The organism is Streptomyces sp. BK208 (genome assembly GCF_004364245.1).
Taxonomy (GTDB): Bacteria; Actinomycetota; Actinomycetes; order Streptomycetales; family Streptomycetaceae; genus Streptomyces.
Genome location: NZ_SOAV01000013.1, coordinates 135,813 through 161,459, shown reverse-complemented (window position 1 = coordinate 161,459; position 25,647 = coordinate 135,813). Strand labels below are relative to the sequence as shown.

Sequence of the window (25,647 nt, the reverse complement as noted above, 5' to 3'; positions counted from 1 at the left end):
GGGCTCCGCTCCCCCTCCATCTCCCCGAGGTCCCTCATGCACCGACCCCCTCCCTCCGCTCCCCCGCCGGGTGCGCACGGGCCCGCCCTCACCCAGGGGCTCAAGGGCCGACAGATCACCATGATCTCCATCGGCGGCGTGATCGGGGCCGGCCTGTTCGTCGGCTCGTCCACCGCCGTCGCGGCGGCCGGGCCCGCCGTGCTGGTCTCGTTCCTCCTGGCGGCCGCTCTGGTCGTGCTCGTCATGCAGATGCTCGGGGAGATGGCGGTCGCCCACCCCGACACCGGCTCGTTCTCGACCTATGCGGACCGCGCCCTCGGCCGCTGGGCGGGCTTCTCCGTCGGTTGGCTGTACTGGTGGTTCTACGTCCTCGTCATCCCCATCGAGGCGATCGCCGCCGGCGAGGTCGTCGGCGGCCTCCTCGCTCTGCCCAGCTGGATACCGGCCCTCGCGCTGATCGCCGTCCTGGCCGGGAGCAACCTTCTCGCGGTACGCAACTACGGCGAGTTCGAGTACTGGTTCGCCTTTCTCAAGGTCATCGCCATCGTGGCGTTCCTCGTCCTCGGTGCGCTCGCGGTTCTCGGACTGCTGCCGGGCAGCGACGCCCGCGGAGTCGGCCACCTCTGGAGCGACGGCGGGTTCGCGCCGCGGGGCTGGACGGCCGTCGTCGCCGGGCTGCTCACGGCGATGTTCAGTTTCCAGGGCAGCGAGATCGTCACCATAGCGGCCGCGGAGTCCGAAGCTCCGCGGAAGAACATCAAGAAGGCCGTGCGCGCCGTGGTCTGGCGGCTCGGCCTGTTCTACCTCGGGTCGATCTTCTTCGTCGTCAGCCTGGTGCCGTGGGACTCCGACGCGCTCGCCGACGGCTCGTACCAGGCGGTGCTCGACCGCATGAACATCCCCGGGGCCGAGCGCATCATGGACGTCGTGCTCGTCGTCGCCGTCAGCAGCTGTCTCAACTCGGCGATCTACACCGCCTCGCGCATGGCCTTCTCGCTGGCCCGGCGCGGCGACGCCCCGGCGGCGTTCGGCGTCACCTCCGCCTCGGGTGTGCCGCGCTGCGCGGTCGCCGCGTCGACCGCCATCGGCGTCGCAGCCGTGGTCGCCAATTACCTGCTGCCCAGGGTGTTCACCTACCTCATCGCGTCCAGCGGCGCGATCGCCCTGATGATGTACCTGGTCATCGCGCTCACGCAGTACGCGACCCGGCGCAAGGCGCCCCGGCCGTCCGAGGTGCGGATGTGGGGGTTCCCCTACCTGACCCTCGCGACCATCGCCTTCATCTCGGGGGTCCTGGTCCTGATGGCGGTCCTTCCGGAGCACCGGCTCGAACTGTGGCTGTCGCTCGGACTCGCCGCCGTGCTCGTCACGGTGGGCGCGCTGCGCCAACGCCGTCCCGGTGCGCGGCCGCCGGGCCGGGGCCCCGTCGGCGTCGAGCCGCCCGCGACGGCCTCCCCGGCCGATGCCGTGCGGCGGTGACGGCTCACGCCGGCGGGCCGTGCGTTCCCCGGGGGACGAACTCGGTCGGCAGGACCAGGCGCTCCCCCGCAGGATCCGCCCGGCCCGTGATGCGGCGGACGAGCAGACGGGCCGCCTGACGGGCCAGCTCCGCCAGGTCGTGCCGGACCGTGGTGAGGCGGAGCACCTCCCAGGAGGCCATGGGCAGGTCGTCGAATCCGACGACGGTGAGGTCGCCGGGCACGCTCAGGCCCGCGGCACGGGCGGCGTTGAGGACACCGACCGCGACCACGTCGTTCCCGCAGAACACCGCGGTGGGCCGCTGCGCGGCGTCCAGCAGGAAGGACAGCGCCTCGTACCCGGTCTCGTACTCGAAGGGCCCTCTCACCACCCGCTCCTCGGGCAGGCCGATGCCCTCGTCGGCGAGGGCCAGGCGGAAGCCGAGCTCCCGCTCGCGCCCCGTGGTGGTGTTGGCCGCGCCGAAGATGCCCGCGATACGGCGGTGCCCGAGCGCGGCGAGCTCGCGGGCGACGAGCCGGCCGCCTCCCTCGTTGTCGACGACGGAGGCGTAGTCACCGGCCCGGCCGGTGTCGCGGTTGAGGAAGACGTACGGCATGTCGCGGCGGTCGAGGCGCGCCGGGAGGCGGGAGTCGGTGGTGGCGGTGGCGAGTACGACACCGTCGAGCGACTGGTCGAGCAGTTCCTCCTGGGCAACCGCCTCGTCGGACCGCTCGGTGAGGAGCATCATCCGGTAACCCAGCCGGCCCAGTTCGTCGTGCAGGGGCGCGACCACGTGCGGGTAGAAGGGGTTCGTCAGGTCGGTCACGATGACGCCGATCCGCCGCGTGGAACGGGTGGACAGGGAGCGGCCCACTTCGCTCGGCACGTAGTTCAGCGCACGTGCCGCCTCCTTCACCTTGTCCCGCGTCGCCGGCGACACCCTGGGGTCGTCCCGCAGGGCACGGGACACCGTCGGCTGGGAGACGCCCGCCAGTCTCGCCACGTCATGACTCGTGATCGCCATCGGCCCCTCTTCTCGCCGCCCGCCGCGCACCGACCGGCCCCTTCCGTCCAGGATACGTATGTATCAGACGGCGGGTGCGGACGGGTCCGACACCCGAACCCGCCCGCAGCCGCGAGACAAAGCCGTCCCGGATTTTGCGGCGGACCTCTTGACAATGCCTTCGGTGCACCCTGTCATAGAAATACATACGTATTCATAGAGCGCCTCGTGTGCGGCGGCCCGCTGCGCACGCTCCACGTCGCTCGTCCCACGTCGCACGTCCCACCAGAGGAGTCGTCATGCCCGACACCGTCGTTCCCCCCTCCGAACTGGACCGGCGCACGATCCGCCGCAGCGACTTCGTCTCCTGCAACCAGGCGTTCATCGACTGCCGGACACCGGGCTCGGACCGCAAGGAGAACTACGCGATGATCGGACCGGGGGTGTCGCAGGCGGCCGGCCAGTTCGTCAACCTGCGCCTCCCGCACGGTTACAACATCGGCGCCGCGGCCATGCCGCACGGCATCACCAACAACCTCCACCTGCACTACACGGCCGAGGTGTTCGTCTGCACCGAGGGCGAGTACCTGCTGCGCTGGGGCGCCGACGGCACCGAGGGCGAGCTGCCGCTGCGCGCCGGTGACGTCGTGTCCGTCCCGACCTGGATCTTCCGCGGCTTCACCAACACCGGCCCGGACGACGGCTGGCTGTTCACCGTGCTCGGCATGGACGACACGGGCGGGATCATCTGGGGCCCGTCCGTACTGCGCGAGGCCGAGGGGCACGGCCTGTACCTGACCGCCGACAACCAGCTCGTCGACACCGTGGCCGGGGACCAGGTCCCCGAGGGCGGCGAACTCGTGCAGCCGATGGCGCAGGAGCACATCGACCGGCTGCGCCGCTACAGCCCCGAGCAGATGAAGCGCCGGATCGCCGCCGCGGACGAACTCGTCTGGTCCGAGCACCCGTTCCTCGACAGCTCCCTGCCCGGCGCGGGCGCCCGACTGAGCTGCGTCATCGGGTACGGCATGACGGAGGACCCGCACCAGGAGCCCCGGATCTTCAACCCGCACGGCCACAACGCCGCCTGGCTGCGCGCCGACCCGGGCCAGGGCGTCTCCCTGCACCGCCAGCACGAGACGCAGACCCTGATCGTCAAGGACGGTCTGTGGGAGATCACCCTCAACCGCACGGACCCGGTGTCGGTGCGCCTGGGCCCGCGGGACATGCTCTCCGTGCCGCAGGACGCCTGGCGGACCCTGCGCAACGTGGGCGACGACCGGGGCGATCTGCTCGTGGTCAACTCCGGTGACGGCCGGGTCCGTCTGGAGTGGGACGAGGAGGTCGTCAAGGCGGCCGCCGACGCCGGTCTGGGCATCGACCACAACGGGTACGTCGCGCCGTACGCGCTGCTGCCCCGCTCCGCGCGCCGCTGATGCCCGGCCCCTTGCCCGCGGCGCCGGACGGACCGCTGCCCCTGGTCGTCGTCCCGGGCATGCTGTGCGACGCGAGCCTGTGGTCGGACGTCGGCTTCCCGGACGGGCATCCGGTGCACCACGTCGCGCTCACCGACCCGTCCGTCGGGGAGCTGGCCGACACCGTGCTGTCCGCGACGACGGGCCCGTTCGTACTGGCGGGGCTCAGCATGGGGGCAATCGTCGGCTTCGAGGTGCTGCGCCGGGCACCCGGGCGCGTCGCCGGACTGTGTCTGGTCTCCACGAACGCGGGAGCGCCGCGCCCCGAGCAGTACGCGGCCTGGCGCGCGTGGGACGAGCTGGCCGGTGACGGCCGGTTCGACGCGGTGGTCGAGCAGACCCTGCCGGGCATGTTCGCCCAGACCCCGGCGCCGGTCCGCCTCGCGGAGCGTTACCGCCGCATGGCCCGCGCCGTCGGCCCGCGTGCCGCACGGGCCCAGCTCGCCGCGCAGGCCACCCGCCGGGACGCCTTCCCCGCTCTGCGCACCGTCCGCTGTCCCACCGCCGTCGTCTGCGGCACGCGGGACGCCCTGTGCCCGCCCGGCTTCCACCGGGCCATCGCCGACGCCGTCCCGGGCGCCCGGCTGCACGAGCTGCCCGGCACGGGACACCTGCTGCCGTGGGAACGGCCGGACGCGCTCACCTCGGTCCTCGGCGACCTCATGGCGACCGTGCGGGCCGACCACCGTCCCGCACGGGCGGGCTGAGACCCGCTCCGCCACCCGCCCCCCCATCCACCTGTCCCTCCCCCGACCCCATCCACCGACCCTCCCCCGACAGGAAGAGCCACCGTGCCCCGACATCTGAAGTCCGCCGTTCCCGCCGGTCAGGTCCGCGCCGCCCGCGCAGACGTCGCCGAGCGCGTCGCCGCGATCCTCGACGACATCCGCGAGCGCGGGGACGACGCCGTCCGCCAGTACTCGGAGAAGTTCGACGACTGGAGCCCCGAGTCCTTCCGGCTGTCGCAGGACGACGTCGCGCGGATCGTCTCCGGGGTACCCGGGACGGTCCTGGACGACATCCGCTTCGTGCAGCAGCAGGTCCGGACGTTCGCGCAGGCGCAGCGCGACTCGATGACCGACATCGAGATCGAGACACTGCCCGGCGTGCGTCTCGGACACCGCCACGTACCGGTCTCCGGCGCGGGCGCGTACGTGCCCGGCGGCCGCTACCCGCTGACCGCCTCGGCCCACATGACCATCGTGACGGCGAAGGTGGCCGGAGTCGCCCGAGTGGCCGCCTGCACCCCGCCGATCCGGGGCGAGATCCCCGCCGCGACCGTCGCCGCGATGCATCTCGCCGGCGCCGACGAGATCTACCTGCTGGGCGGCGTGCAGGCCGTCGCGGCACTCGCCGTCGGCACGGAGACCATCGGCCGGGTGCCGATGATCGCGGGTCCCGGCAACGCCTACGTCGCCGAGGCCAAGCGGCAGCTGTTCGGCGAGGTCGGCATCGACCTGTTCGCCGGTCCCACCGAGATCCTTGTCGTCGCCGACGAGCACGCCGACCCGTTCGTGGTCGCCGTGGACCTGCTGTCGCAGGCCGAGCACGGACCGGACTCCCCCGCCGTCCTCGTCACCACCTCCGAGGAGCTGGGCCGCGCGGTCGAGCGGCACGTCGAACGCCTCCTGCCCGGCATGCCCACCAAGGACTTCGCCGGCCCGGCCTGGCGCGACCACGGCGAGATCGTGGTGGCGGACTCGCTCGACGAGGCGTTCGCCGTCGCCGACTCCTACGCCAGCGAGCACGTGGAGGTCCTGACCGAGAACCCGCGCCGGGCGCTGGACCGGATGCACGACTACGGGGCGCTGTTCCTCGGTGAGGGCACGTGCGTGTCCTACGGCGACAAGGTCATCGGCACCAACCACGTCCTGCCCACCCGCGGCGCGGCCAGGTACACGGGTGGCCTGTGGGTCGGCAAGTACCTCAAGACGGTGACGTACCAGGAGGTCACCGACACGTCCTCCTCCGCGCTGCTCGGTGAGGTGTGCGGGCGCGCCGCGCGCGTCGAGCTCTTCGAGGGCCACGCCCGCTCGGGCGACGTGCGCGCGGCCAAGTACGCCGGCGCCGCGCTGCCGTGGAACGAGGAGGCGGGCGCGTGACGGGCACGACGACCCCGCTCGCCGGGCGCACCGCGCTGGTGAGCGGGGGCGGCAACGGCCTGGGCAGTGCCATCGCCCGGTCCCTGCTGTCCGACGGGGCCCGCGTGGTGATCACGGGTCGCACCGAGCACACCCTGAAGGAGACGGCCGCGCGCCTCGGCCCCCGCGCCGACTACCGGGTCTGCGACGTCTCCAGGCCCGGTGACGTGGAGGCGCTCGCCGACGGGCTCGCGGACGAGGAGATCTCCGTCCTGGTCAACAACGCGGGGATCGCCGGGCCCGTCGCTCCGCTGACGGACATCACGCCCGAGGAGTGGGACGAGGTCTTCGCCGTCAACGTGCGCGGCATGTTCCTCATGTGCCGCGCCTTCCTGCCCCCGATGACCCGGCGCGGGTCCGGTGACGTCGTCAACGTCGCCTCCGTGTCCGGCAAGCGGCCCCTGCTGCGGCGCACGCCCTACTGCGCCTCGAAGATGGCCGTCATCGGGCTCACGACGACACTCGCCGGTGAGGTCGGGCCGCTCGGGGTGACGGTCAATTCCCTGTCCCCCGGCCCGGTGTCGGGTCCGCGCATGGAGCGCAACTTCCGTCTGGAGGCGGAGCGCACCGGCGGCAGCCGGGCCGAGGCGGAGGCCGCGTTCGTGTCACGGGCGGCACTCGGCCGGATGGTCACCGAGGAAGAGGTCGGCTCCGCAGTGACCGCGATGCTGAGGATGCCGGGACTGTGCGGGGCGGACGTCGACCTGTCCGCCGGGATGGTGGCCCGATGACGGCCTCCGTACCACGCCGCCCCTCGCTCAAGCGGCGGCTCGCGTCCGGGGAACGGCTCTACGGCGTCCTGCTGCGGCTGCCCTCGGAGACGCTCGTGGAGATGGCGGGGGTCGCGGGCCTCGACTACGTGGTCCTGGACTGCGAGCACGGGCCGGCCGACATGACCGCGCTCCAGCACCATCTGACGGCCGCGGCGGCCCAGGGCGTCGAGGTCCTGGTGCGCGTGGGCACGGCGGAACCGGCACTCGCCCTGCGCTGTCTGGACCTGGGGGCGGCGGGCGTCATCCATCCCCATGTCGACAGCGCGGAGGACGCCCGGCGGGCCGTGGCGGCGGACCACTATCCGCCGCTGGGGCAGCGCGGCTTCGCCACGTACAGCAGAGCGGGCCGGTTCGGCACCGTGACGGCGCGGGAGCATCTGGCGGCGGGCGAGGACACCCTGGTCGTGGTGATGATCGAGACGGAGCGCGCCTGTGCCGCGGCCGGGGAGATCACCGCGACGAAGGGCGTGGACGCCGTGCTGGTGGGACCGTCCGACCTCGCCGCCGACTGCGGCTTCCCCGGACGGGACGTCATCGACGGGCTCACCGAGGGCGCCCACCGGGCCGCGCGCGCGGCGGGGCGGGCCGTGATGACCATCGTGCCGTCGACGACGGCGGCCCGAGAGGCCGAGGAAGCGGGCGCACAGCTGGTCCTCTACAACATGGCGGCCGTCCTGATGGACACCTTCCGCTCCCTCACGTCACCGAGGACCGGTCGCCGGGCCGGGGAACCCTCCGCTCCGGCACTCCGCACACCCCTTGACGCCACCCCGGACGCTCCTTAACGTTCACCGCAGTCTCCTGATTCATACGTATGCACACGCATAGCCGCTCACCCCATTCGTCCGCGCGATCGGAGAAGCCATGTCCGCCGCAGCGCCACCCACCGCCGCCGTCTCTGTCCCCGAGGACGCCGCGCAGAAGCGGAAGGCGATACGCCGCGCCATCGGCGCGGGAAGTATCGGCAACTTCGTAGAACAGTTCGACTACGGCCTCTACGGCTACATGGCTCCCATCATGGCCTCGTCGTTCTTCCCCGCGAGCGACGAGGGCGTCGCCGTCATCAGCACCTACGCGATCGTCGCCGTCGCCTGCCTGTTCCGTCCCCTGGGCGGAACGCTGGTGGGCCGCTGGGGCGACCGGGTCGGCCGCAAGAAGGCCCTGCTCTACACCATCGTCTGCATGGGCGTGACGACCGCGCTGATCGGGGTCCTGCCCACCTATCAGGCGGTCGGCGCCCTCGCACCGCTGCTCCTCCTGCTGCTGCGCGTCGTGCAGGGCATGGTCTCGGGCGGGGAGTACGTCGGCGCGGTGGCGTTCGTGGTGGAGTGGGCGGAGCCCAAGCGCCGCGCCTACTACACGTCGTACGCCTCCAACAGCTGCTTCGTCGGCATCCTCGCGGGGGCCGGTACGGCCGCGCTGACCAGCTGGGTCTTCCAGGGCCCGCACCTGGAGTCGTGGGGCTGGCGCATCCCGTTCGTCCTGGCCCTGCCGCTGAGCCTGGTCGGGATGTGGCTGCGCCGGCACATCGGCGAGACACCGGAGTTCGTGCGGGCGACCGAGGACGGCGCCGACGTGGTGAAGGCCCCGATCCGGGAGGCGCTGCGCTCTCAGTGGCGACCGATCCTCGTCTTCTGCGGCATCTCCGTCACGCTGGCGATCCTGTCCTACACCTGGGTCACGTTCTATCCGGAGTACCTGAGCGGCACGCTCGGCCTGCCCCGCTGGATGGGCCTGGCCTCCAACGCGATCTCCATCGCGGTGCTGATCCCGATGCTGCCGCTGGCCGGCATCCTCTCCGACCGCATCGGACGCAAGCCCATGCTGATCGCGGGTGCCGTCGCCTGCCTCGTGCTGGTCCCGCTGGCCTTCAGGGTCGGTGAGGCGGGCACGTTCGGCGCGGCCGTCGCGAGCCAGCTCATCTACATCGTCCCGGAGTTCTTCCTCACCGGCATCGTCACGGTCTGCGCGGCCGAACTCTTCGCCACGCGGACGCGGTTCAGTGCGAGCGCCATCGCCTACAACAGCTCGTTCTCCGTCTTCATGGGCATCACGCCGTTCGTGGCGGCCCTCCTCGTGAACACCTTCGGCACCATCTACGCCGTGTGGGCCTACCTCGCCGTCGGCGCACTGCTCGCGCTGGTCGTCGTCACCTTCTTCATGAAGGAGACCTACCGGAGCCGGCTAGGGGACGACAAGTTCGCCCGCTGACCGACCCTTCCACATACGTATACCCGTCGTCCGTGCCACCGGCCCGGTCCGGCACCCGCACCTCCACAGAAGGAAGCACCATGTCCCTCGACCCCATCGCCTACCAGCCGTACGCCGACCCGGACGACTTCATCCGTGAGGTCACCGACCGCATCTGGGTCTCCCGCGACATCGACCACATCGTCGAGAACTACGAGCCGGACTCCATCGTCCACACCAGCCTGGGCACGGTCGTCGGACGCGACGGCGTGATCGAGGGCAGCACGATGCGCATGGCCTCGGTGCCCGGTCACGTCGGTCAGGCCGAGGACGTCGTGTGGGAGGCGCGCGGCGACGACGCGTTCCTCAGCTCGCACCTGGTCTTCTCGGCCGACGAACACCTGGTCGACGGCCGCCTGGTGCCCGTCCGCAAGCGGACCGTCGCCAACTGCCTCTACCGGCGTGGCCGGATGGTCGAGGAGTGGGTCGTCCGCGACGACCTCGCGGACTGCCTGCAGCTGGGCCTCGACCCGGACGAAGTGGCCCGCGGGCTGCGCTTCCAGGGGTACACCGGGTCGATGACCGAGGCCGCGCCCAAGGAGGTGCTCCTGACCGGTGACAGCGGTGAGCGCCCCGACCAGTTCCGTCCCGAGTGCGAGATGGTGATGGAGTTCGTCGAGGACGTGTGGTCGCGGCGGCGCCTGAACAAGGTCCGCGACTACATGGACCGGGACCTGTTCCTGCACACGATCGGCGACCGCACCGTCATCCGGCCCGAGCGCTACCAGGCCGACCTGCTGGCCATGGTCGGCCCCTTCCCGGACGCCCGGTTCACCGTCCGGGACATCCAGGCCAACTACAACGAGCGGTACGCGGGTCTGCGGGTCGCCGTCCTGTGGACCATGAACGGCACATACCGGGGCACTCCCGCCTTCGGCGCTCTGACCGGACAGCCGGTGACCGTGCTCGGCGTCTCACAGTTCCTGATCCAGAACGGGCGGATCGTACGGGAGTACCGCGTGTACGACGAGATCTCGCTGCGCGCCCAGATCAACGCGGCCCGCGGAGACGGCCCGGAGGTCGATGCCAACATCTACTGAGCCGCACCGATCGGGGCCTGCAGCTCGCCATGTCCGCCACCGGCGCCCGCTGGAGCATCGTGGACCGGGACTGTCCTCCCGGTCCACGACCGCACGTCGGGAGCTTCCCCGCACGACCGCACCACGGTTCAACTGTCCGGCGGCATCAGGCTGCGAGCCCCACCGAGGCACGCGGCGCGGAACGCGCGACTCACGCTAAGGTCCCACGCCCGTCGTCGCCCTGCGCGAGTGACTGTTCGGTCCAGATGACCTTGCCGTCTTCCGTGTAGCGCACGCCCCACCGGTCGGCGAGCTGGGCGACGAGGAACAGCCCTCGCCCGCCCTCGTCGAAATCGGCGGCCTGGACCACGCGCGGCGCGGTGCTGCTCGCGTCGCGCACTTCGCAGATCAGGACGTGGTGCCGAAGGAGCCGCACAGTGATCGGCGGCGCGCCGTACCGTACGGCGTTCGTGATGAGTTCACTGAGGATGAGTTCCGTGGTGAATCCGATGTCGAGTCCCCACCTCTCCAGTTGCCGCACGCACTGCGCCCGGACCGTGCCGACTCCCGCGAAGTCGGCGGGGACGTCCCACTGGGCGATGTCCTCGGCCGGGAAACGGCGGGCGCCCGCGACGAGCAGGGCGACGTCGTCGTGCGATCTGGTGGGCACCATGGCCTCGACGACGGTGCGGCAGGTGCGCTCACAGTCCGGTCCCGTGTCGGCGAGTACCGACCGCAGCATCTCCAGCCCGGCGTCGATGCTCCTGCCCGGACCGTCCACCAGACCGTCGGTGTAGAGGACGAGACGGCTTCCCGGCGGAATGCCGATCTCGGTGGTCTGGAAGGGAACGCTCCCCAGGCCGAGGGGCAGATTGGCCGGCACGTCGACGAACTCGACCGAGCCGCCGGGCAGCACCAACGCCGGCGGGGGGTGTCCGGCACCGGCGAAGACGCACCGGCCGCTGGTGGGATCGTAGACCGCGTACACGAGGGTCGCGCCTGTGACGGTGTTGTCCTCGCCGCCTGCCTGATGTGCGGTGTCCAGACGCGTGACGAGCTGGTCCAGGTGGGACAGGAGGTCCTCCGGGGGCAGGTCGAGGGCCGAGAAGTTGAGGACCGCGGTGCGCAGCCTGCCCATGGTGGCGGCGGCCTGCAGTCCGTGTCCGACCACGTCGCCGACCACCAGGGCGACCCGGGCGCCGGACAGCGGGATGACGTCGAACCAGTCACCGCCGACGCCCGATCGGGCCGGCAGGTAGCGGTGGGCCACCTCCACGGCATCCTGCGGGGGCAGGTCCCGCGGCAGCAGGCTGCGCTGGAGGGACACCGCGGTGGCGTGCTCGCGTGTGTAGCGGCGCGCGTTGTCGATGCACACCGCCGCGCGGGCGGTCAGTTCCTCGGCAGGCGATACGTCGTCCGGCCGGAACGCAGGTTGGCTGCCGCGCCAGAACATGACGAGCCCCAGCACCACGCCCCGGGCTCGCAGCGGCACCGTGAGCAGCGAGTGGAAGCCGAGCCGGAGAACCTGCCGTGCGCCTTCCGGGTCCGGCGCCCGCCAGTCCTGCGCCTGTGCCAGATCCGGTACCAGGACGGCGTCCTCGCCGTCGATCGTCCGGTGCTGCAGTGCGACCGGTCCGTACTCCAGCCTGCTGCCCGCCCCGTGGAAGGGCCAGGATTCGGCCGCTCCGCGTACGGCTGCGCGCCGCACCGACGACGCGACACCCGGTACGGGTTCGTCTCCGCGGAGCACCGCGTCGAAGAGGTCGACGGTGACGACGTCGGCGAACTGCGGGACCGCGAGGTTCGCGAGCTCTTCGGCGGTACGCGTCACGTCGAGGGTGCTGCCGATCTCCGCGCTCGCCCGGTACAGCAGTTCGAGGCGTTCGTGTGCGACTTCCGCCCGCCCCGCCAGGGCGCGGAGTTCGGTGGTGTCACGCAGCGTGGCGACGCCGCCGGCCGGGCCGTGCCCGCCGCGGCCGGTCCGCCGCACGTTGACGGCGAGCAGGCGGCCGCCCACCGGCTGCACGGCGTCGTCCACCCTCCGTTCGGATGTCAGGAGCCGCACCATCGAGGGAGGCAGGCCGAGATCGCGCAGTGACCGGCGCTCCGCGTCCGCGGGCAGCCGCAGCAGTCTGCGCGCCTCGTCGTTGACCAGCGACAGCCGACCGTCCGGGCCGATCACCACGACCCCTTCGCGCGCCGCGTGCAGCACCGCGTCATGGTGCTCGTACATGCGCGTCACCTCGGTCGGTCCGAGCCCGTGTGTCTGCCGGCGCAACCGCCGGCTCACCAGCCACGCCGCGCACGTGGCCAGCGCCAGTGATCCTGCGGCACCGGCTGCCAGCAGCGGGAGTTGCCGGTTGAAGGTGCTGCTCACCGTGCTGATCTCCAGCCCGGCCGTCACGATGCCCACGACCCGCTCGTCCGCGTCGGTGACCGGCACGACCGCGCGAACGGCGTCCGTCGGCGCTCCCCTGAACAGTTCGGTGTAGGACTCGCCGTCGAGCGCCCGGCTGAAGTCTCCGGTCGATCGCTTGCCGATCAGATCGGGGCGGACGTCGGTAAGGCGGACGGCGTCCCGGTTCAGGACGGCGACGAAGTCCACGCCCGAGGTCCGCCGGGCTCCCTCGGCCAGGGGCTGCAGCGCGGCGGTGGGGTCCGCGCCCTTCAGAGCCGCCGCGACACCGGGGGAACTGGCGAAACCCGCCGCGACCGCGAGCGCTTGGTGTCGCGCGCCGCGCACCGTCTGGCTCCGCGTTTCGTACACGAGGGTGGCGTCACTCAGCGCGGCCAGGAGCAGCATGACCAGCAACTGCAGAACGAAGACCTGCGCCGCGACGCTCTGCGGCCATGGTTTCCGCAGGGTCGCCGGCACACCGCTCATTCCCTTGCGCATTCACCCGTTTTATCACCATTGGGTACCTCATCGGCTGTTGCCGCACACCTCCCCGCTCGCCGCGCATCGGGCGCAGACCCACGGGTCCGGCCGCGTACCGCACGGCATTGGTGCACCGGCGCCCGCTCCTCACGCGCAGCCCCGGCGCACCACTCCCCGATGCGGTCGACTCGTCGACCGGACAGCACCGATCCGCCGCATGAGGCACCGTCGGCGGGTCACAGCCGACCGCTCCGAAGCCGTGGTCACGCTCCGGAGACCAGCAGGTGGACGGCGAAGCCCGTGATGACGGCGCTGGACACCAGGGAGGTGAGCAGGCGACCCAGCGAGCCCGTCAGCGCGCGGCCCAGCAGCGTGCCGCCGCCGGCGAGGAGCAACTGCCAACTGGCGGACGCCGCGAAGGCCGCCAGGACGAACACCTCCGCGCCCCACTGCCCCGACACGGCTCTCCCCTGGCCGGCCAGCACGAACGCGGCGAAGTAGAGCACGGTGATCGGGTTCGTCATCGTGATGCCCAGAAGTCTCAGATAAGCCCGCCCAGGACTCGGAGCATCGGGATCAGCCCCCGCGCCGACCCGCCGCATACGGTGGTGGGCCATGGTCGTCACGGCGCTCCGGCAGGCGAGAGCCAGGAGGACGAGCGCCGAGGCCCAGCGCAGGGGCAGCGTGATCGACTGGAGCGCGGGGGCCAGCGCGGCACCTCCGATCACGGAGATCAGCGCGTACAGTCCGTCGGCGGTCGCGACCCCCAGAGCGGCACCGGCACCGACCCTCCACGACGTCCGTGCCGAGAGGGCCACGAGGTACGCCGCGACCGCTCCCACAGGCATGGCGATGCCATAGCCGGCCAGGAGCCCCGCGACCAGGGCCGCGCTCACGCGCGGGGCGGAATCGACCTCCGCGGGCAGCCGCGCTGCTGTCGGCCCCGGCCCGCGGCGGCGGAGCTGGGCATCGGCAGCGGGTGAGCGGTCTTCGTGGTCATGAGCAGATACTCGGCGGCTCCCGCCGGCCCTGGCAACTCGATTACCGGGCCTGCACGCTCGCGGGTCACGGCTGTTCCGCGGAGACCGGCGAGCGTCGGCAGGTCACCGTGGGCCGCCGTCGTCCTCGGCGGGGAACGCCTCGTAGACGGCATCGGCGTGCACGGCGTCCCATTGGCTGATCAGCAGGCGCTCCACCCCGCCGTCGCGCCGGCGCAGTTCGACCTCCCGTCCTCGGTCGAACTCGACCCGCACCCGCGGATTCCTGCAGACCGCCTCGGCCTCGCCCCGCATCACCTCGAACCAGACACCACGTACGGCGTATCTGAGATCGTTGCCCCGGTGGCGCAGTACGCGCAGGCGACGGTCGGTCAGCAGAAGCGAAGCGCGCCTCGGAAGCATGCCCCACAGCACGCGCCCGTACGTCACCGCGCAACCGGCCGTCATCCGCTCCCCCTCGGGAACCCACCGGGACAAACGCTCACGGTCCACCGACCACTTGGCCGCTTCCATCACCGTCCCCCTCCACTGCGGCACCCCACCAGCGTGCCCGCCGTGCCGATGACGACCACGCCGGCGGCGGCGACAGTCGTCATCGGTTCGCCACACCACCCGGGTACCCCCTGTCCGGGCAGGCAAGGTGGACTGGGACGAGTCCTCAGGCGGGGGCGTGACGGTGAGCGCTCGACAGCTTGTTCGGGGCGGCGTGGTGCACGGGTCGGCCGGTCGCGGGGGCCGCCAGACGCCGCAGGGACAGGCTCGCGGTCACCGCGAGGACCAGGAAGACGGCCAGCAGGAGGACCGACACCCACATCTGCCGGCTTCCCGGCTCCTGCCAGCCGGTCCAGGCCGCGGATCCGCCCCACAGCAGGATGCCGGCGGCGTAGAAGGAACGGACCCGGCGCAACTGCCGCACGGCCCGCAGGAACTGGATGCCTTCGGTCTTCGGTGCCATGCGCCACCGTGTACCCCGTTGCGCGCCGCCTATCAGGGGAGTCGGCCGGGCGCGAGCCCGCCGGGAGGAGCCGGCCCCGCGCCACACCGGCGGCGCGGCCCCCTCGACTCCACGCACGAGGCCGCTGGCAGTCACACGTCGGCGAGGGCGTCGACCACGAGGTCGGCGAGGAGGGCCCCGGCCGTGCCGTCCGGGTCGAGGTCGGGGTCGTAGATCGTGACGTTGAGGCCCACGCAGCGCTCGGAGGCGAGGAGGGTGGTGAGCAGGGGGCGGACCTCGTCCGGCAGCAGGCCGTCCGGGTCGGGGCTGTCCACGGCCGGCATGACGGACGGGTCCAGCACGTCGGCGTCGAGGTGCACCCAGAAGCCGTCGAGACCACCGCCGCCCAGCGCGTCCAGTGCGTCCTCGGCCTGCGCGCGCCCGCCTCGCCGCCGGATCTCCCCGACCGTGTGGACGGACATGCCGGCCGCGGTGAGCTCCGCAAGCTCGTCGTCGCCGTCCCGGATGCCGAACAGGTGCACGTCGCCCTCGCGCAGATAGGGCCTCAGCCCTTCCAGGTCGGTGAGATCGCGCTGGCCCCGTCCGGTGGCGAGCGCCAGTTCCTCGCCGGCGGCCGCGCCGACGTGCGGGGCGTTGCCCGGGTGACGGAAGTCCGCCGAGGCGTCCACGGCGGCCATGCCGTACCGTCCGATGCGCCGCAGCGCCAGCGACGCCCCGAGTTGGATCGAGCAGTCCCCGCCGAGAAGGACCGGGAACCGCCCCGCGCGGACGTGCCGTTCGACGCGGTCGGCGAGCTTGCGGGTGTACCCGGCGAGGGCGGCGGCGTTGAACACTCCGTCACCCTCGCGCCAGTCGCCCCGGTCGTAGCGGGGCGGCACCACGACCCCGCCCTCCTCGGCACCGAGACGCCGCAGCAAGCCCTGTTCACGCAGGGCGCCGGCGAGCTTGTAGCAACCGGGGACCACCCCGGGGGCGGGCGGGCGCAGACCCAGGTTGGACGGGGCGTCGATGAGCACGATCTTCTTCATCGGGTCATCCTGAGCGCTCGGACTCCGTCTGGCCAGCCCCGACAACCGGCCGGGAGCACCACCGCTTTCCGGACCGCCGGCCACGGCACGTTCCCGCCTCTGACGCCCCTCCCGATCCCGCGTCGACCCACCCGGCCGTCAGGCCCGGGTGAAGTCCCCTGCGTGCCAGGTGGCTCAACACGGCCTCGGCAGACGGCCGGTGCACCCGCGAACGCGACGGTGCGCCTCGTTCGTCCACCGAGCACGTCGTCCGCCACGGGGCGCCGGCATCGATGCCGGGCACCGGCGCCGTCAGCGCTCCTCCGCGCTGCTCTCGATCTCGTGCAGGTCGTCACCGGCCGGCTTCGGGATCTGACCGCGCTCCCCGTACATGGCCTGCGACAGTGCGACACGGGTGTTCGCGAGGAGCCTGCCGTCGCGTGCCGTACGGCCCTCGCCGTGCCCGGGCGCTTCGAGGGGTGCGTACTGCTCGTGGGCCGTGAGGGTGTAGCGCCGTGCCGGAGACAGCGGCTCGTGCACCTCCACGAACTCACCGTGGGGCAGCCGCTTGATGATGCCTGTCTCCCGGCCGTGCAGGACCTTCTCCCTGTCGCGCCGCTGCAGGCCCAGGCAGATGCGTTTCGTGACGAGGAACGCGAGGACGGGCGCCACGAAGAACCCGACACGGACGCACCAGGTGATCGCGTTCACGGACAGATGCAGGTGCGTGGCCCACAGGTCGTTCCCGCCCGCCAGCAGCAGGATCAGGTAGCAGGTGAGCCAGGCCACGCCGAAGGCCGTGCGGGTCGGAGCGTTGCGTGGCCGGTCTGCGACATGGTGCTCGCCCCTGTCGCCGGTCACCCACGCCTCGACGAACGGGTAGACGGCGATGACCAGGAGGACCAGCGGGAAGACCATCAGCGGGATGAACACGCCCAGGACGAGGGTGTGCCCCCACAGGTTGACCTCCCAGCCCGGCATCACCCGGATCAGACCCTCGGCGAACCCCATGTACCAGTCGGGCTGGGCGTTGGTGGAGACCTGGTCCGGGCGATAGGGACCCAGGGTCCAGATGGGATTGATCGTGGCGATCGCCGCGAGGGCGGAGATCACACCGAAGACCAGGAAGAAGAACCCGCCCGCCTTGGCCATGTAGACGGGCAGAAAGGGCATGCCTACGACATTCCTGTTGTTCCGTCCCGGCCCGGCGAACTGTGTGTGCTTGTGATAGAAGACCAGGATCAGGTGGGTCGCCACCAGGGCCACCATGATGCCCGGCAGCAGCAGGACATGGACCGAGTAGAACCTGCCGATGAGGTCGTGCCCCGGGAACTCGCCACCGAACAAGAACATGGACAGGTAGGTTCCGACGACGGGAACCGAAAGGGTCGCCCCTTCGACGAACCGGACCCCGGTACCCGACAGGAGATCGTCGGGCAGCGAGTAGCCGGTGAAGCCGGTGAACATGCCCAGGGCGAACAGCAGGGACCCGAATACCCAGTTGACCTCACGCGGCTTCCTGAAAGTACCGGTGAAGAACACTCGCATCATGTGCACCAGCATCGCGGCGAGGAACACCAATGCCGCCCAGTGGTGGATCTGCCGGATCAGCAGACCTCCGCGCACCTCGAAACTGATGTCGACGGTCGAGGCGTAGGCCTCCGACATGCGCACGCCCTGCAACGGCACGTAACTGCCGTGGTACGTCACCTCGTTCATGCTCGGGTGGAAGAACATGGTCAGGTAGATGCCGGTCAGGATGATGACGACGAAGCTGTAGAGCGCCACCTCGCCCAGCATGAAGGACCAATGGTCCGGGAAGATCTTGCGCATGTTGGCCCGGGCCAAGGTGTACAGACCCGTTCTGCCGTCCGCCCAGTCCGCCAGCCGCTCCCCCCGGGGAGCACCTTCGACGCGCGCCGTTCCGTCCGCGGTGTTCATTCGACCCCTCCTCACCATGCCGGCCGGAATGCGAGAGCGAAGACCATGACGGCCGTGCACATGGCGAACATGCCGTTGTCTTCCAGGAACAGACCGTCCAGGTGATCCAGGTGGAGAGCCAGGTAGAGGACGGCGTACGCCTGCAGAGTGGCTGCGGGCACCGCCAGCAGCGGCCAGTGCCAGATCACACCGCCCCGCGCGGCAGTGGGAACGCCCTGTTGCAGTCCGGGAAGGAGCCACCAGCGCCTGCGCGGGCTCACCGGTGCCCTCCCGCGAACTCGCGCGGACGTCCCGCGCCGCCATCGTCCGTCGCCCATCGCGCCGGATCGGCGGTGCGACGCGGACGCGCCTGTGATCTCTCTCGGTGCAGCACGGCTCACCCCTCAGGTCGGTTGCCTGCGCACTAGACGCCCGGACGGATGCTCCTTGTGACATCGGAGCCGGCGAATCGGCCCTGTTGTGAGCTTCTTCACTCTGGATCACGGCTCCGGGAGAGCCGGCCGTCCCGGCACTTTGTCCCAGGCAAGGAAAAAGGTGGCGGTTCCTCGCGCGGAAGGGGTTACGGCCTTCGACGAGGGCCGCTAGCTTCCTTGAGGTGTACCGGTCACGTTGGCGGTGGCCGGTGATGTCACGGCGCGACGGCGCGCGCCCGTACTCCCCCGGCAGGACGTTCCGGCCTGCCCACACCCCACTCCTGGGAGACATCTGTGCGCACGAGACCGTTAGGACCCAGTCCGTCGAGACCACGACGGATCCGCTCCCTGGTGCTGGCCGCGGTGTGTGCCGTCGGCTGCTTCCTGCCGACGGCACCGGCCCATGCCGCGGAACCGGGCGACGCCCCGCCTCGGGCGGCCGCGGCACCCGAGGACTTCCAGCAGGTCACTCTGGCCAAGGGCGTGGCGGAGGCCGGTGAGCCGATGACCCTGGCGGTGCTGCCCGACCGGTCGGTGCTGCACACCTCGCGGGACGGCACCCTGAGGATCACCGACGCGGCGGGGACCACCAAGGTCGCCGGGAAGCTGGACGTCTACGGTCACGACGAGGAGGGCCTCCAGGGCGTCGCGGCGGACCCCGGCTTCACGTCCAACCGGTACGTCTACCTCTACTACGCCCCGAAACTCTCCACGCCGGGGGGCGACGCGCCCTCCGACGGGGCGGCGTCGGACTTCACCCCGTTCGACGGCGTCAACCGGCTCTCCCGGTTCGTGCTGAGGACCGACGGCACCCTGGACCCCGGCAGTGAGAAGAAGATCCTCGACGTCCCCGCCTCGCGCGGCATCTGCTGCCATGTCGGCGGCGACATCGACTTCGACGCGGCCGGCAACCTGTACCTGTCGACCGGTGACGACTCCAATCCGTTCGCGTCGGACGGCTACACCCCGATCGACGAGCGTGCCTCGCGCAACCCGGCCTACGACGCCCAGCGTTCGGCCGGGAACACCAACGACCTGCGCGGCAAGGTGCTGCGGATCAAGGTCGGCGCGGACGGGTCGTACTCCGTCCCGAGCGGCAACCTCTTCGCGCCGGGCACGGCCAGGACCCGCCCCGAGATCTACGCCATGGGCTTCCGCAATCCGTTCCGGATGAGCGTCGACAAGGCGACCGGCATCGTCTACGTCGGTGACTACGGCCCGGACGCCGGTTCCGCGAGCCCTTCGCGCGGGCCGGCCGGTCAGGTCGAGTTCAACCGCATCACCAAGGCGGGCAACTTCGGCTGGCCGTACTGCACGGGCAAGAACGACGCCTACACGGACCACGACTTCGCCACCGGTGCGTCCGGCGCGAAGTTCGACTGCTCCGCACCGAAGAACACCTCACCCCGCAACACGGGTCTCACCGACCTGCCTCCCGTGCAGCCCGCCTGGATCCCCTACGACGGCGGCTCCGTACCGGAGTTCGGCGGCGGCTCGGAGTCCCCGATGGGCGGTCCGGTCTACCGCTACGACGCCTCCTCCACGTCCGAGGTGAAGTTCCCGCAGGAGTTCGACGGCGACTTCTTCGCCGGTGAGTTCGGGCGCCGCTGGATCAAGCGCATCGAGGCGGGCGGCGACGGCACCGTGCAGTCCATCAACGCCTTCCCCTGGAGCGGCACCCAGGTGATGGACATGGCCTTCGGCCCGGACGGCGCGCTGTACGTACTGGACTACGGCACCGGCTATTTCAATGGTGACGAGAACTCCGCGTTGTACCGCATCGAGCACGTGACCGGCGGCCACGCACCGGTAGCCCGGGCAGCGGCGAACGTGACCTCGGGCAAGGCACCGCTCGCGGTGTCGTTCTCCGCCGCGGGCAGTTCGGACGCCGACGGCGACGCTCTCGGCCACGCCTGGGACTTCGGTGACGGAAGCAGCTCCACCCAGGCGAATCCGTCGCACACCTACACCACCGACGGTCAGTACACGGCGACGCTCACGGTGACCGACCCCACGGGCAAGTCCGGCTCGGCCTCCGTCCTCGTCACGGTCGGAAACACCGCGCCCCGGGTCACCCTGGACCTGCCGGCCGACGGCCGGATCCACGACTTCGGCGACGCGATCCCCTTCAAGGTGACGGTGTCCGACCCCGAGGACGGAAGCGTCGACTGCTCCAAGGTCAAGGTCACCTTCATCATCGGCCACGACAGCCACGGCCACCCGCAGACCTCTGCCACCGGCTGCTCCGGCACCCTGCAGACCCTGGCCGACGGCGAACACGACCCGAACGCCAACATCTTCGGCGTGCTCGACGCCGAGTACACCGACCGGGGCGCGAGCGGCCAGCCGGCGCTCACCACCCACGACCAGCACATCGTCCAGCCGTCCCACCGGCAGGGCGAGCACTACGGCGACTCCTCCGGCGTCCAGGTCATCGCCCACTCCCCCGCGCACGGCGGCAAGACGGTCGGCGACATCGAGAACGGCGACTGGATCTCCTTCTCGCCGTACGCACTGGACAACGCCACCGCCTTCACCGCTCGCGTCTCCTCCGCCGGCAGCGGCGGCACCATCGAGGTACGGGCGGGCTCCCCGAGCGGCACCCTGCTGGGCACCGCGACCGTCCCGGTGACCGGCGGCTGGGAGACGTTCCAGGACGTCACCACCTCTCTCGGCAACCAGCCGGGCGGCTCGACCACCCTGTACCTGGTGTTCAGGGGCGGCACCGGAGCGCTCTTCGACGTGGACGAGTTCTCCTTCGCCACGTCCGGCGGTACTCCGGGGCAGCGTTCCGGCGCCGTCAAGGGCGTCAACGGCAAGTGCCTGGACGTCGACGGCGCACAGACCGCCGACGGCACCGAGATCCAGCTCTGGACCTGCAACAACACCAGCGCCCAGACCTGGACCACCACCGGCACCGGCACCGGCGCCCTCAAGGCCCTCGGCAAATGCCTGGACGTCTCCGGCGGCGCCACCGCCGACGGCACCAGGATCCAACTGTGGACCTGCAACAACACCGCCGCCCAGACCTGGACTCCCCAGCCCGACGGCACCCTCCGCAACCCCCGGTCCGGCAAATGCCTCGACGCCTCCGGCGGCACCTGGAACGACGGCACCCCCGTCCACCTGTGGACCTGCCACACCGGACCCAACCAGAAATGGACCCTGCCCTAGCCGAAGGGGGCGACACCATGCGCAAGAAGCTGAGAGCGAAGATCTGCCTGCTCGCGGGTGCCCTGCTCTGCGTGGCACCGCAGTCCTGGGCGGCCGCACCGTCGGCCCGGGCGCACGACGAGGCCATGGCCGACCCGGCCTACCAGGTACTCGTCTTCTCCAAGACCGCCGGCTTCCGCCACTCCTCCATCGACGACGGCATCGCGGCACTCAGAGACCTGGGCGCCGCGAACAACTTCACCGTCACGGCGACGGAGGACGCGCAGGCCTTCGCCGCCGGCAACCTCGCCCAGTACGAGGCCATCGTGTTCCTGTCCACCACAGGTGACGTAATGAACGGCACCCAGCAGGCGGCGATGGAGCAGTACATCGAGGAGGGCGGCGGCTACGTGGGCGTCCACGCAGCAGCCGACACCGAGTACGAGTGGCCCTTCTACGAAGGCCTGGCCGGGGCCCTGTTCCACTCCCACCCGGCCGTCCAGCAGGCCACGGTAGAGGTCGAGGACCGGGCGCACGACGCCACCGCGCACCTCGGCCGCACCTGGCAGCGCACCGACGAGTGGTACAACTACCGCACCGACCCCCGCGCCACCGCACACGTGCTGGCCTCGCTCGACGAGTCCAGCTATTCGGGCGGCAACATGAACGGCGACCACCCGATCGCCTGGTGCAAGGACTACGCGGGCGGCCGTGCCTTCTACACCGGCGGCGGCCACACCGACGAGTCCTACGCCGACCCCGCGTTCCGCCGGCACCTGCTCGGCGGCATCCGGTGGGCGGCGGGAATGACCGAAGCCGACTGCCGCCCGGAGACGGGCTACCGCCCCCTCTTCGACGGCACCGGCACCAGCGGCTGGAAACAGGCGGGCCCCGGCGGTTTCACCCTCGCCGACGGGACCCTCACCTCCCACGGCGGGCTCGGCATGTACTGGTACCAGGCCGAGGAGCTCACCGGCGACTACTCCCTGAAGCTGGACTGGAAGGTGAGCGGGGACGACAACTCAGGCGTCCTCGTCGGCTTCCCCGCCTCCGACGACCCGTGGTCGGCGGTGGACAACGGCTACGAGATCCAGATCGACGCCACCGACACCCCCGACCGCACGACGGGCTCCGTCTACGGCTTCCAGTCGGCCGACACCGCCGCGCGCGACGCGGCACTCAATCCGCCGGGCGAGTGGAACACGTACGAGATCCGGGTCACCGGTGAGCGGCTGGAGCTGTTCCTCAACGGTCGCAAGATCAACGACTTCACCAACACCGACCCGGCGCGAAGCCTCAAGCAGGGCCACATCGGCATCCAGAACCACGGTGACGGCGACGAGGCGGCGTTCCGCGACATCCGGGTCAAGCAGTCCGGCGGCGGTACTCCTGGGCAGCGTTCCGGCGCCGTCAAGGGCGTCAACGGCAAGTGCCTGGACGTCGACGGCGCACAGACCGCCGACGGCACCGAGATCCAGCTCTGGACCTGCAACAACACCAGCGCCCAGACCTGGACCACCACCGGCACCGGCACCGGCGCTCTCAAGGCCCTCGGCAAATGCCTGGACGTCTCCGGCGGCGCCACCGCCGACGGCACCAGGATCCAACTGTGGACCTGCAACAACACCGCCGCCCAGACCTGGACTCCCCAGCCCGACGGCACCCTCCGCAACCCCCGGTCCGGCAAATGCCTCGACGCCTCCGGCGGCACCTGGAACGACGGCACCCCCGTCCACCTGTGGACCTGCCACACCGGACCCAACCAGAAATGGACCCTGCCCTGACGGCCGGTCCGTGCCACAGCACGCCGTGCGGGCGAGAAGACCTCCGCTCCGCCCGCACGGCGTGCGAGGCTGCTCCCGTCACACGTTCAGAAGTCCTGCGAACCGTCGGAGGACGCGACGGGAGCGTGGGGCTCCGGAGCGCGGGAGTGGACGCGTTGCAGGTGCAGGTGGCGGGTGAGGCGAATGGCGGGCCGGACGAGCAGCTCGATGCTGCCGACCAGGAAGCACCAGGTGCCGGCCGTGGTCCACCGTTCGTTGAAGAACATGACGCTGCCGGCGATGAACCACAGCGCGATGAGGACGTCGTTCGCGATACTGGCGGCTTCGTAGCGCCGTCCGATGACGAGTTCCTCCCCGCCCAGGCGGATGACCAACGACGTGCTTCCCTCGGTGTTCCTCATACCCCCCACGTTACGGACAGAGCGATCAGAGGGATCGTCGCCCGGTGAGGGCCGGCAGCGTCGTCGTCCTGATCCGGCGGTAGGTCACGAACCCGTGCACGGTCACCCCGGCCCAGATGACGGTGCTGATCAGAGGCCACCACAGGCCCCGTCCCTGCGCACCCTCGACCAGTTCGGCGACCAGGTTCAGCGCCCAGCCGACAGCGAGGAAGAGCGCCGCCCATCTGGCCCACTGCCAGATCGCCATGGTGCCCCGGGCACGGGTTTCCCGCGTCTTGCGTTCTTCGGGCCGAACTTGTGTGTCCGTCATGTCTTTCGTCTGCCCCCTCCGCGCCGCCGTTTTCCGGCCTCCGCGAGGAAGGCCGGAAACCGCGGGTACGCGGTCAGCCGCCCGCCGGTTCGGCTCCCCGGAGCCGGGCACGGTGGCGGGCCACGGCGTCGTTGTCGGCACAGCGCACCGAGCAGACGGACTCGGCCTGCGCGGCGGTGTGCCCGCGGTTCACCACACCGTGCCGGGGGGAGCTGTTCGGACGCAGACGGTACGTCGGCTACCGGCCGGCGCCTCGCGCGGCCGGCTCGCGTTCGCGCAATCGCTGGAGCATGCCGCCGAGCATCGGCATCGTCAGACCCGCGAAGAGGAACAGGACGGCGAGGCCGCTCAGTGCCGGGCTCACCGCTTCCTCGACGTCGAGGGACCACGGGCTGTCGAGCGTGTAGAGGACGATGTACGACCCCTTGGAGATCGTGTATCCGACGCCCAGGACGGCCGCGAGCGTGCACAGGGCGAAGCCGGCGCCGGTCCAGGGGCGGGTGGCCCGGCTGCGGCGGGCGGTCCGGCCGCACATGAAGGCGAGTTCACCGCAGGTGACCAGGACGTAGGAGAGGTAGACGAGGAGATAGGCGGCCACCGAGGAGTGGTCGGCGTAGGCCGTGGTGAATTCGACGTCCTCGCCGTTGGCCGCAAGGAAGAGCGGGACCATGACGGCCAGTTCGACGACGGCCGCGAAGATGCGCTGGTACATGGCGGTGCGCAGGTACTCCGGGCGATAGGCCAGGTCCACCATGGTGATCTGCAGCGCCGCGCACCAGAGGATGGCGCAGACGTGGGCCACCAGCTTGCCGGCGTTGTCCAGGCCGGTGACGTCCTCGGCCGTCCTCGCGACGGCGGGGACCGCGAAGAGGACCCCGACGGTGCACACGGCGAACGCCACCGCGATCAGCCAGGTGAACACGCGCGGGTGATGCAGTGCTCTTCGGGTGCACAACGCGGTGACGATCACTCCTGCGACGGTGCAGGATCCGAAGATTATGCCGTCCATCAGAGACCTTCCAGTGCGTCGGCCGCGTATCGGGCGGCTTCGGTTCCAGTCCGTCGGCGCCGGGCCCGCTTCGGCTTCCCGGCGTCCGATCCGTCGTCCGGCGGGGAGGGCATGCCGAGATGGCCGCGGCGCGCCTCCAGGTGGGCGACGACCTTCAGGACCTCGCTCTCCGGCAGGTCGCGCAGCAGGGCGAGCACACGCCGGGCCAGCGGGTCCTCGAAGGCTTCGAGCGCGTCGAGGTCGTCGTAGGCGGCGTGCGGCAGCAGGTACGCCGGCGGTACGTCGCCGAGGGCCCGGCACAGGGCCAGGACGGTCTTGACGGTCGGGTTGTCCTGCCCGCCGTTCGCGAGTTTCGCGATGAGTGCGAACGACGTCGACGCGGGCGGGTCGGGCAGGTCGTCCACGGCCTGTGACAGGGTGCGGGAGACGTAGGCCCTGCCCCGTGCGTCCCTGCGGTGGGCCATGAGCCACTTCAGCTTCTGCGCGAGGGAGTGCGGCCGCGAACTCTGCGCTTCGGCGCCTGCGTCCCCCTGGGGCTCGCCCTCGTTACGACTCACGCCCACGTCGTGTATCTCTCTCGCCCTCACCGATCTGGCTTCTGTGTACTTTAGTTGACACACCGTCGGACGCAAAGGCAGGATCGCACCGTCGGCGGGCCCCCTCTGTCGGCCCCTGTCCG

The 25,647-nt window shown here is 71.0% G+C and carries 22 protein-coding genes; 10 read left to right on the top strand and 12 right to left on the bottom strand.

The genetic code is table 11. The features are described 5' to 3' along the window. The first annotated feature begins 36 nt into the window (after positions 1 to 36). On the top strand, positions 37 to 1,479 hold the full coding sequence (locus tag EV562_RS28540) for an amino acid permease (protein WP_208298442.1): 1,443 nt from the start codon (positions 37 to 39) through the stop codon (positions 1,477 to 1,479). A gap of 4 nt (positions 1,480 to 1,483) precedes the next feature. Here the strand turns inward: EV562_RS28540 and EV562_RS28535 are convergent, their stop codons facing one another. Next, positions 1,484 to 2,482 (bottom strand): LacI family DNA-binding transcriptional regulator, encoded by a 999-nt coding sequence (locus tag EV562_RS28535; RefSeq protein WP_133889740.1) that lies wholly within the window; start codon positions 2,480 to 2,482, stop codon positions 1,484 to 1,486. Positions 2,483 to 2,760: 278 nt separating this feature from the next. Here EV562_RS28535 and EV562_RS28530 point away from each other — a divergent pair, with 278 nt between their 5' ends. The 7 genes from EV562_RS28530 (at position 2,761) to EV562_RS28500 (ending at position 10,140) form a co-directional block, all read left to right on the top strand. Then, on the top strand, positions 2,761 to 3,897 hold the full coding sequence (locus EV562_RS28530; RefSeq protein WP_133889739.1) for a cupin domain-containing protein: 1,137 nt from the start codon (positions 2,761 to 2,763) through the stop codon (positions 3,895 to 3,897). 11 nt (positions 3,898 to 3,908) lie between these two features. Continuing rightward, the gene (locus EV562_RS28525; RefSeq protein WP_208298441.1) at positions 3,909 to 4,643 is read left to right on the top strand and encodes an alpha/beta fold hydrolase; all 735 of its coding nucleotides are present in this window, start codon (positions 3,909 to 3,911) and stop codon (positions 4,641 to 4,643) included. Between the two features lie 84 nt (positions 4,644 to 4,727). Beyond that, a complete protein-coding gene (gene hisD / locus EV562_RS28520) occupies positions 4,728 to 6,038 on the top strand; it encodes a histidinol dehydrogenase (protein ID WP_133889738.1) in 1,311 nt (436 codons plus the stop codon). Next, positions 6,035 to 6,808: an SDR family NAD(P)-dependent oxidoreductase gene (locus tag EV562_RS28515; protein ID WP_133889737.1), complete on the top strand. Its 774-nt coding sequence runs from the start codon at positions 6,035 to 6,037 to the stop codon at positions 6,806 to 6,808. Before hisD ends, EV562_RS28515 begins: the two co-directional genes overlap by 4 nt. Beyond that, complete coding sequence (locus EV562_RS28510; RefSeq protein ID WP_133889736.1) at positions 6,805 to 7,635, top strand: aldolase/citrate lyase family protein; 831 nt, start codon at positions 6,805 to 6,807, stop codon at positions 7,633 to 7,635. The genes EV562_RS28515 and EV562_RS28510 overlap by 4 nt, the downstream gene beginning before the upstream one ends. A gap of 79 nt (positions 7,636 to 7,714) precedes the next feature. Next, a complete protein-coding gene (locus EV562_RS28505) occupies positions 7,715 to 9,061 on the top strand; it encodes an MFS transporter (protein WP_133889735.1) in 1,347 nt (448 codons plus the stop codon). An 80-nt stretch (positions 9,062 to 9,141) separates the two neighbouring features. Continuing rightward, the gene (locus EV562_RS28500; RefSeq protein ID WP_133889734.1) at positions 9,142 to 10,140 is read left to right on the top strand and encodes an ester cyclase; all 999 of its coding nucleotides are present in this window, start codon (positions 9,142 to 9,144) and stop codon (positions 10,138 to 10,140) included. A 190-nt stretch (positions 10,141 to 10,330) separates the two neighbouring features. Here EV562_RS28500 and EV562_RS28495 read toward each other — a convergent pair whose 3' ends face one another. The 7 genes from EV562_RS28495 to EV562_RS28465 form a co-directional block, all read right to left on the bottom strand. After that, positions 10,331 to 13,015, bottom strand: coding sequence for a SpoIIE family protein phosphatase (locus EV562_RS28495; RefSeq protein ID WP_243860215.1), 2,685 nt, complete (start codon positions 13,013 to 13,015; stop codon positions 10,331 to 10,333). A gap of 245 nt (positions 13,016 to 13,260) precedes the next feature. Beyond that, a complete protein-coding gene (locus EV562_RS28490; protein WP_243860214.1) occupies positions 13,261 to 13,893 on the bottom strand; it encodes a LysE family transporter in 633 nt (210 codons plus the stop codon). 207 nt (positions 13,894 to 14,100) lie between these two features. Next, the gene (locus EV562_RS28485; RefSeq protein ID WP_133889733.1) at positions 14,101 to 14,508 is read right to left on the bottom strand and encodes a hypothetical protein; all 408 of its coding nucleotides are present in this window, start codon (positions 14,506 to 14,508) and stop codon (positions 14,101 to 14,103) included. Between the two features lie 145 nt (positions 14,509 to 14,653). Continuing rightward, a complete protein-coding gene (locus EV562_RS28480; protein ID WP_133889732.1) occupies positions 14,654 to 14,950 on the bottom strand; it encodes a hypothetical protein in 297 nt (98 codons plus the stop codon). A 131-nt stretch (positions 14,951 to 15,081) separates the two neighbouring features. After that, positions 15,082 to 15,978, bottom strand: a complete 897-nt coding sequence (locus EV562_RS28475) for an arginase family protein (RefSeq protein ID WP_133889731.1) — start codon at positions 15,976 to 15,978, stop codon at positions 15,082 to 15,084. Between the two features lie 291 nt (positions 15,979 to 16,269). Further along, the gene (locus tag EV562_RS28470; RefSeq protein ID WP_133889730.1) at positions 16,270 to 17,898 is read right to left on the bottom strand and encodes a cytochrome bc complex cytochrome b subunit; all 1,629 of its coding nucleotides are present in this window, start codon (positions 17,896 to 17,898) and stop codon (positions 16,270 to 16,272) included. 11 nt (positions 17,899 to 17,909) lie between these two features. Beyond that, positions 17,910 to 18,158, bottom strand: a complete 249-nt coding sequence (locus EV562_RS28465) for a hypothetical protein (RefSeq protein WP_133889729.1) — start codon at positions 18,156 to 18,158, stop codon at positions 17,910 to 17,912. A 447-nt stretch (positions 18,159 to 18,605) separates the two neighbouring features. On the opposite strand from EV562_RS28465, the gene EV562_RS28460 reads away from it, so the two are divergent. Both EV562_RS28460 and EV562_RS28455 read left to right on the top strand, forming a co-directional pair. After that, positions 18,606 to 21,485, top strand: coding sequence for a PQQ-dependent sugar dehydrogenase (locus tag EV562_RS28460; protein WP_133889728.1), 2,880 nt, complete (start codon positions 18,606 to 18,608; stop codon positions 21,483 to 21,485). Positions 21,486 to 21,502: 17 nt separating this feature from the next. Further along, complete coding sequence (locus EV562_RS28455) at positions 21,503 to 23,248, top strand: ThuA domain-containing protein (protein ID WP_133889727.1); 1,746 nt, start codon at positions 21,503 to 21,505, stop codon at positions 23,246 to 23,248. An 86-nt stretch (positions 23,249 to 23,334) separates the two neighbouring features. On the opposite strand, the gene EV562_RS28450 is transcribed toward EV562_RS28455, so the two are convergent. The 4 genes from EV562_RS28450 to EV562_RS28435 all read right to left on the bottom strand — a co-directional run bounded on the left by EV562_RS28450 (position 23,335) and on the right by EV562_RS28435 (position 25,525). Next, positions 23,335 to 23,649, bottom strand: coding sequence for a YrhK family protein (locus tag EV562_RS28450; RefSeq protein WP_133889726.1), 315 nt, complete (start codon positions 23,647 to 23,649; stop codon positions 23,335 to 23,337). Between the two features lie 25 nt (positions 23,650 to 23,674). Further along, on the bottom strand, positions 23,675 to 23,959 hold the full coding sequence (locus EV562_RS28445) for a hypothetical protein (RefSeq protein WP_133889725.1): 285 nt from the start codon (positions 23,957 to 23,959) through the stop codon (positions 23,675 to 23,677). A gap of 238 nt (positions 23,960 to 24,197) precedes the next feature. Beyond that, positions 24,198 to 24,881, bottom strand: a complete 684-nt coding sequence (locus EV562_RS28440; protein WP_243860213.1) for a hypothetical protein — start codon at positions 24,879 to 24,881, stop codon at positions 24,198 to 24,200. Between the two features lie 86 nt (positions 24,882 to 24,967). Beyond that, on the bottom strand, positions 24,968 to 25,525 hold the full coding sequence (locus tag EV562_RS28435; protein WP_243860212.1) for a hypothetical protein: 558 nt from the start codon (positions 25,523 to 25,525) through the stop codon (positions 24,968 to 24,970). Positions 25,526 to 25,647: the final 122 nt, after the last annotated feature.

Coding starts and splice junctions, on each gene's coding strand:
- EV562_RS28540 (WP_208298442.1), top strand. CDS start 37: ATGCACCGACCCCCTCCCTCCGCTCCCCCGCCGGGTGCGCACGGGCCC.
- EV562_RS28535 (WP_133889740.1), bottom strand. CDS start 2,482: ATGGCGATCACGAGTCATGACGTGGCGAGACTGGCGGGCGTCTCCCAG.
- EV562_RS28530 (WP_133889739.1), top strand. CDS start 2,761: ATGCCCGACACCGTCGTTCCCCCCTCCGAACTGGACCGGCGCACGATC.
- EV562_RS28510 (WP_133889736.1), top strand. CDS start 6,805: ATGACGGCCTCCGTACCACGCCGCCCCTCGCTCAAGCGGCGGCTCGCG.
- EV562_RS28505 (WP_133889735.1), top strand. CDS start 7,715: ATGTCCGCCGCAGCGCCACCCACCGCCGCCGTCTCTGTCCCCGAGGAC.
- EV562_RS28500 (WP_133889734.1), top strand. CDS start 9,142: ATGTCCCTCGACCCCATCGCCTACCAGCCGTACGCCGACCCGGACGAC.
- EV562_RS28495 (WP_243860215.1), bottom strand. CDS start 13,015: ATGCGCAAGGGAATGAGCGGTGTGCCGGCGACCCTGCGGAAACCATGG.
- EV562_RS28485 (WP_133889733.1), bottom strand. CDS start 14,508: ATGGAAGCGGCCAAGTGGTCGGTGGACCGTGAGCGTTTGTCCCGGTGG.
- EV562_RS28480 (WP_133889732.1), bottom strand. CDS start 14,950: ATGGCACCGAAGACCGAAGGCATCCAGTTCCTGCGGGCCGTGCGGCAG.
- EV562_RS28475 (WP_133889731.1), bottom strand. CDS start 15,978: ATGAAGAAGATCGTGCTCATCGACGCCCCGTCCAACCTGGGTCTGCGC.
- EV562_RS28470 (WP_133889730.1), bottom strand. CDS start 17,898: ATGAACACCGCGGACGGAACGGCGCGCGTCGAAGGTGCTCCCCGGGGG.
- EV562_RS28455 (WP_133889727.1), top strand. CDS start 21,503: ATGCGCAAGAAGCTGAGAGCGAAGATCTGCCTGCTCGCGGGTGCCCTG.
- EV562_RS28450 (WP_133889726.1), bottom strand. CDS start 23,649: ATGAGGAACACCGAGGGAAGCACGTCGTTGGTCATCCGCCTGGGCGGG.
- EV562_RS28445 (WP_133889725.1), bottom strand. CDS start 23,959: ATGACGGACACACAAGTTCGGCCCGAAGAACGCAAGACGCGGGAAACC.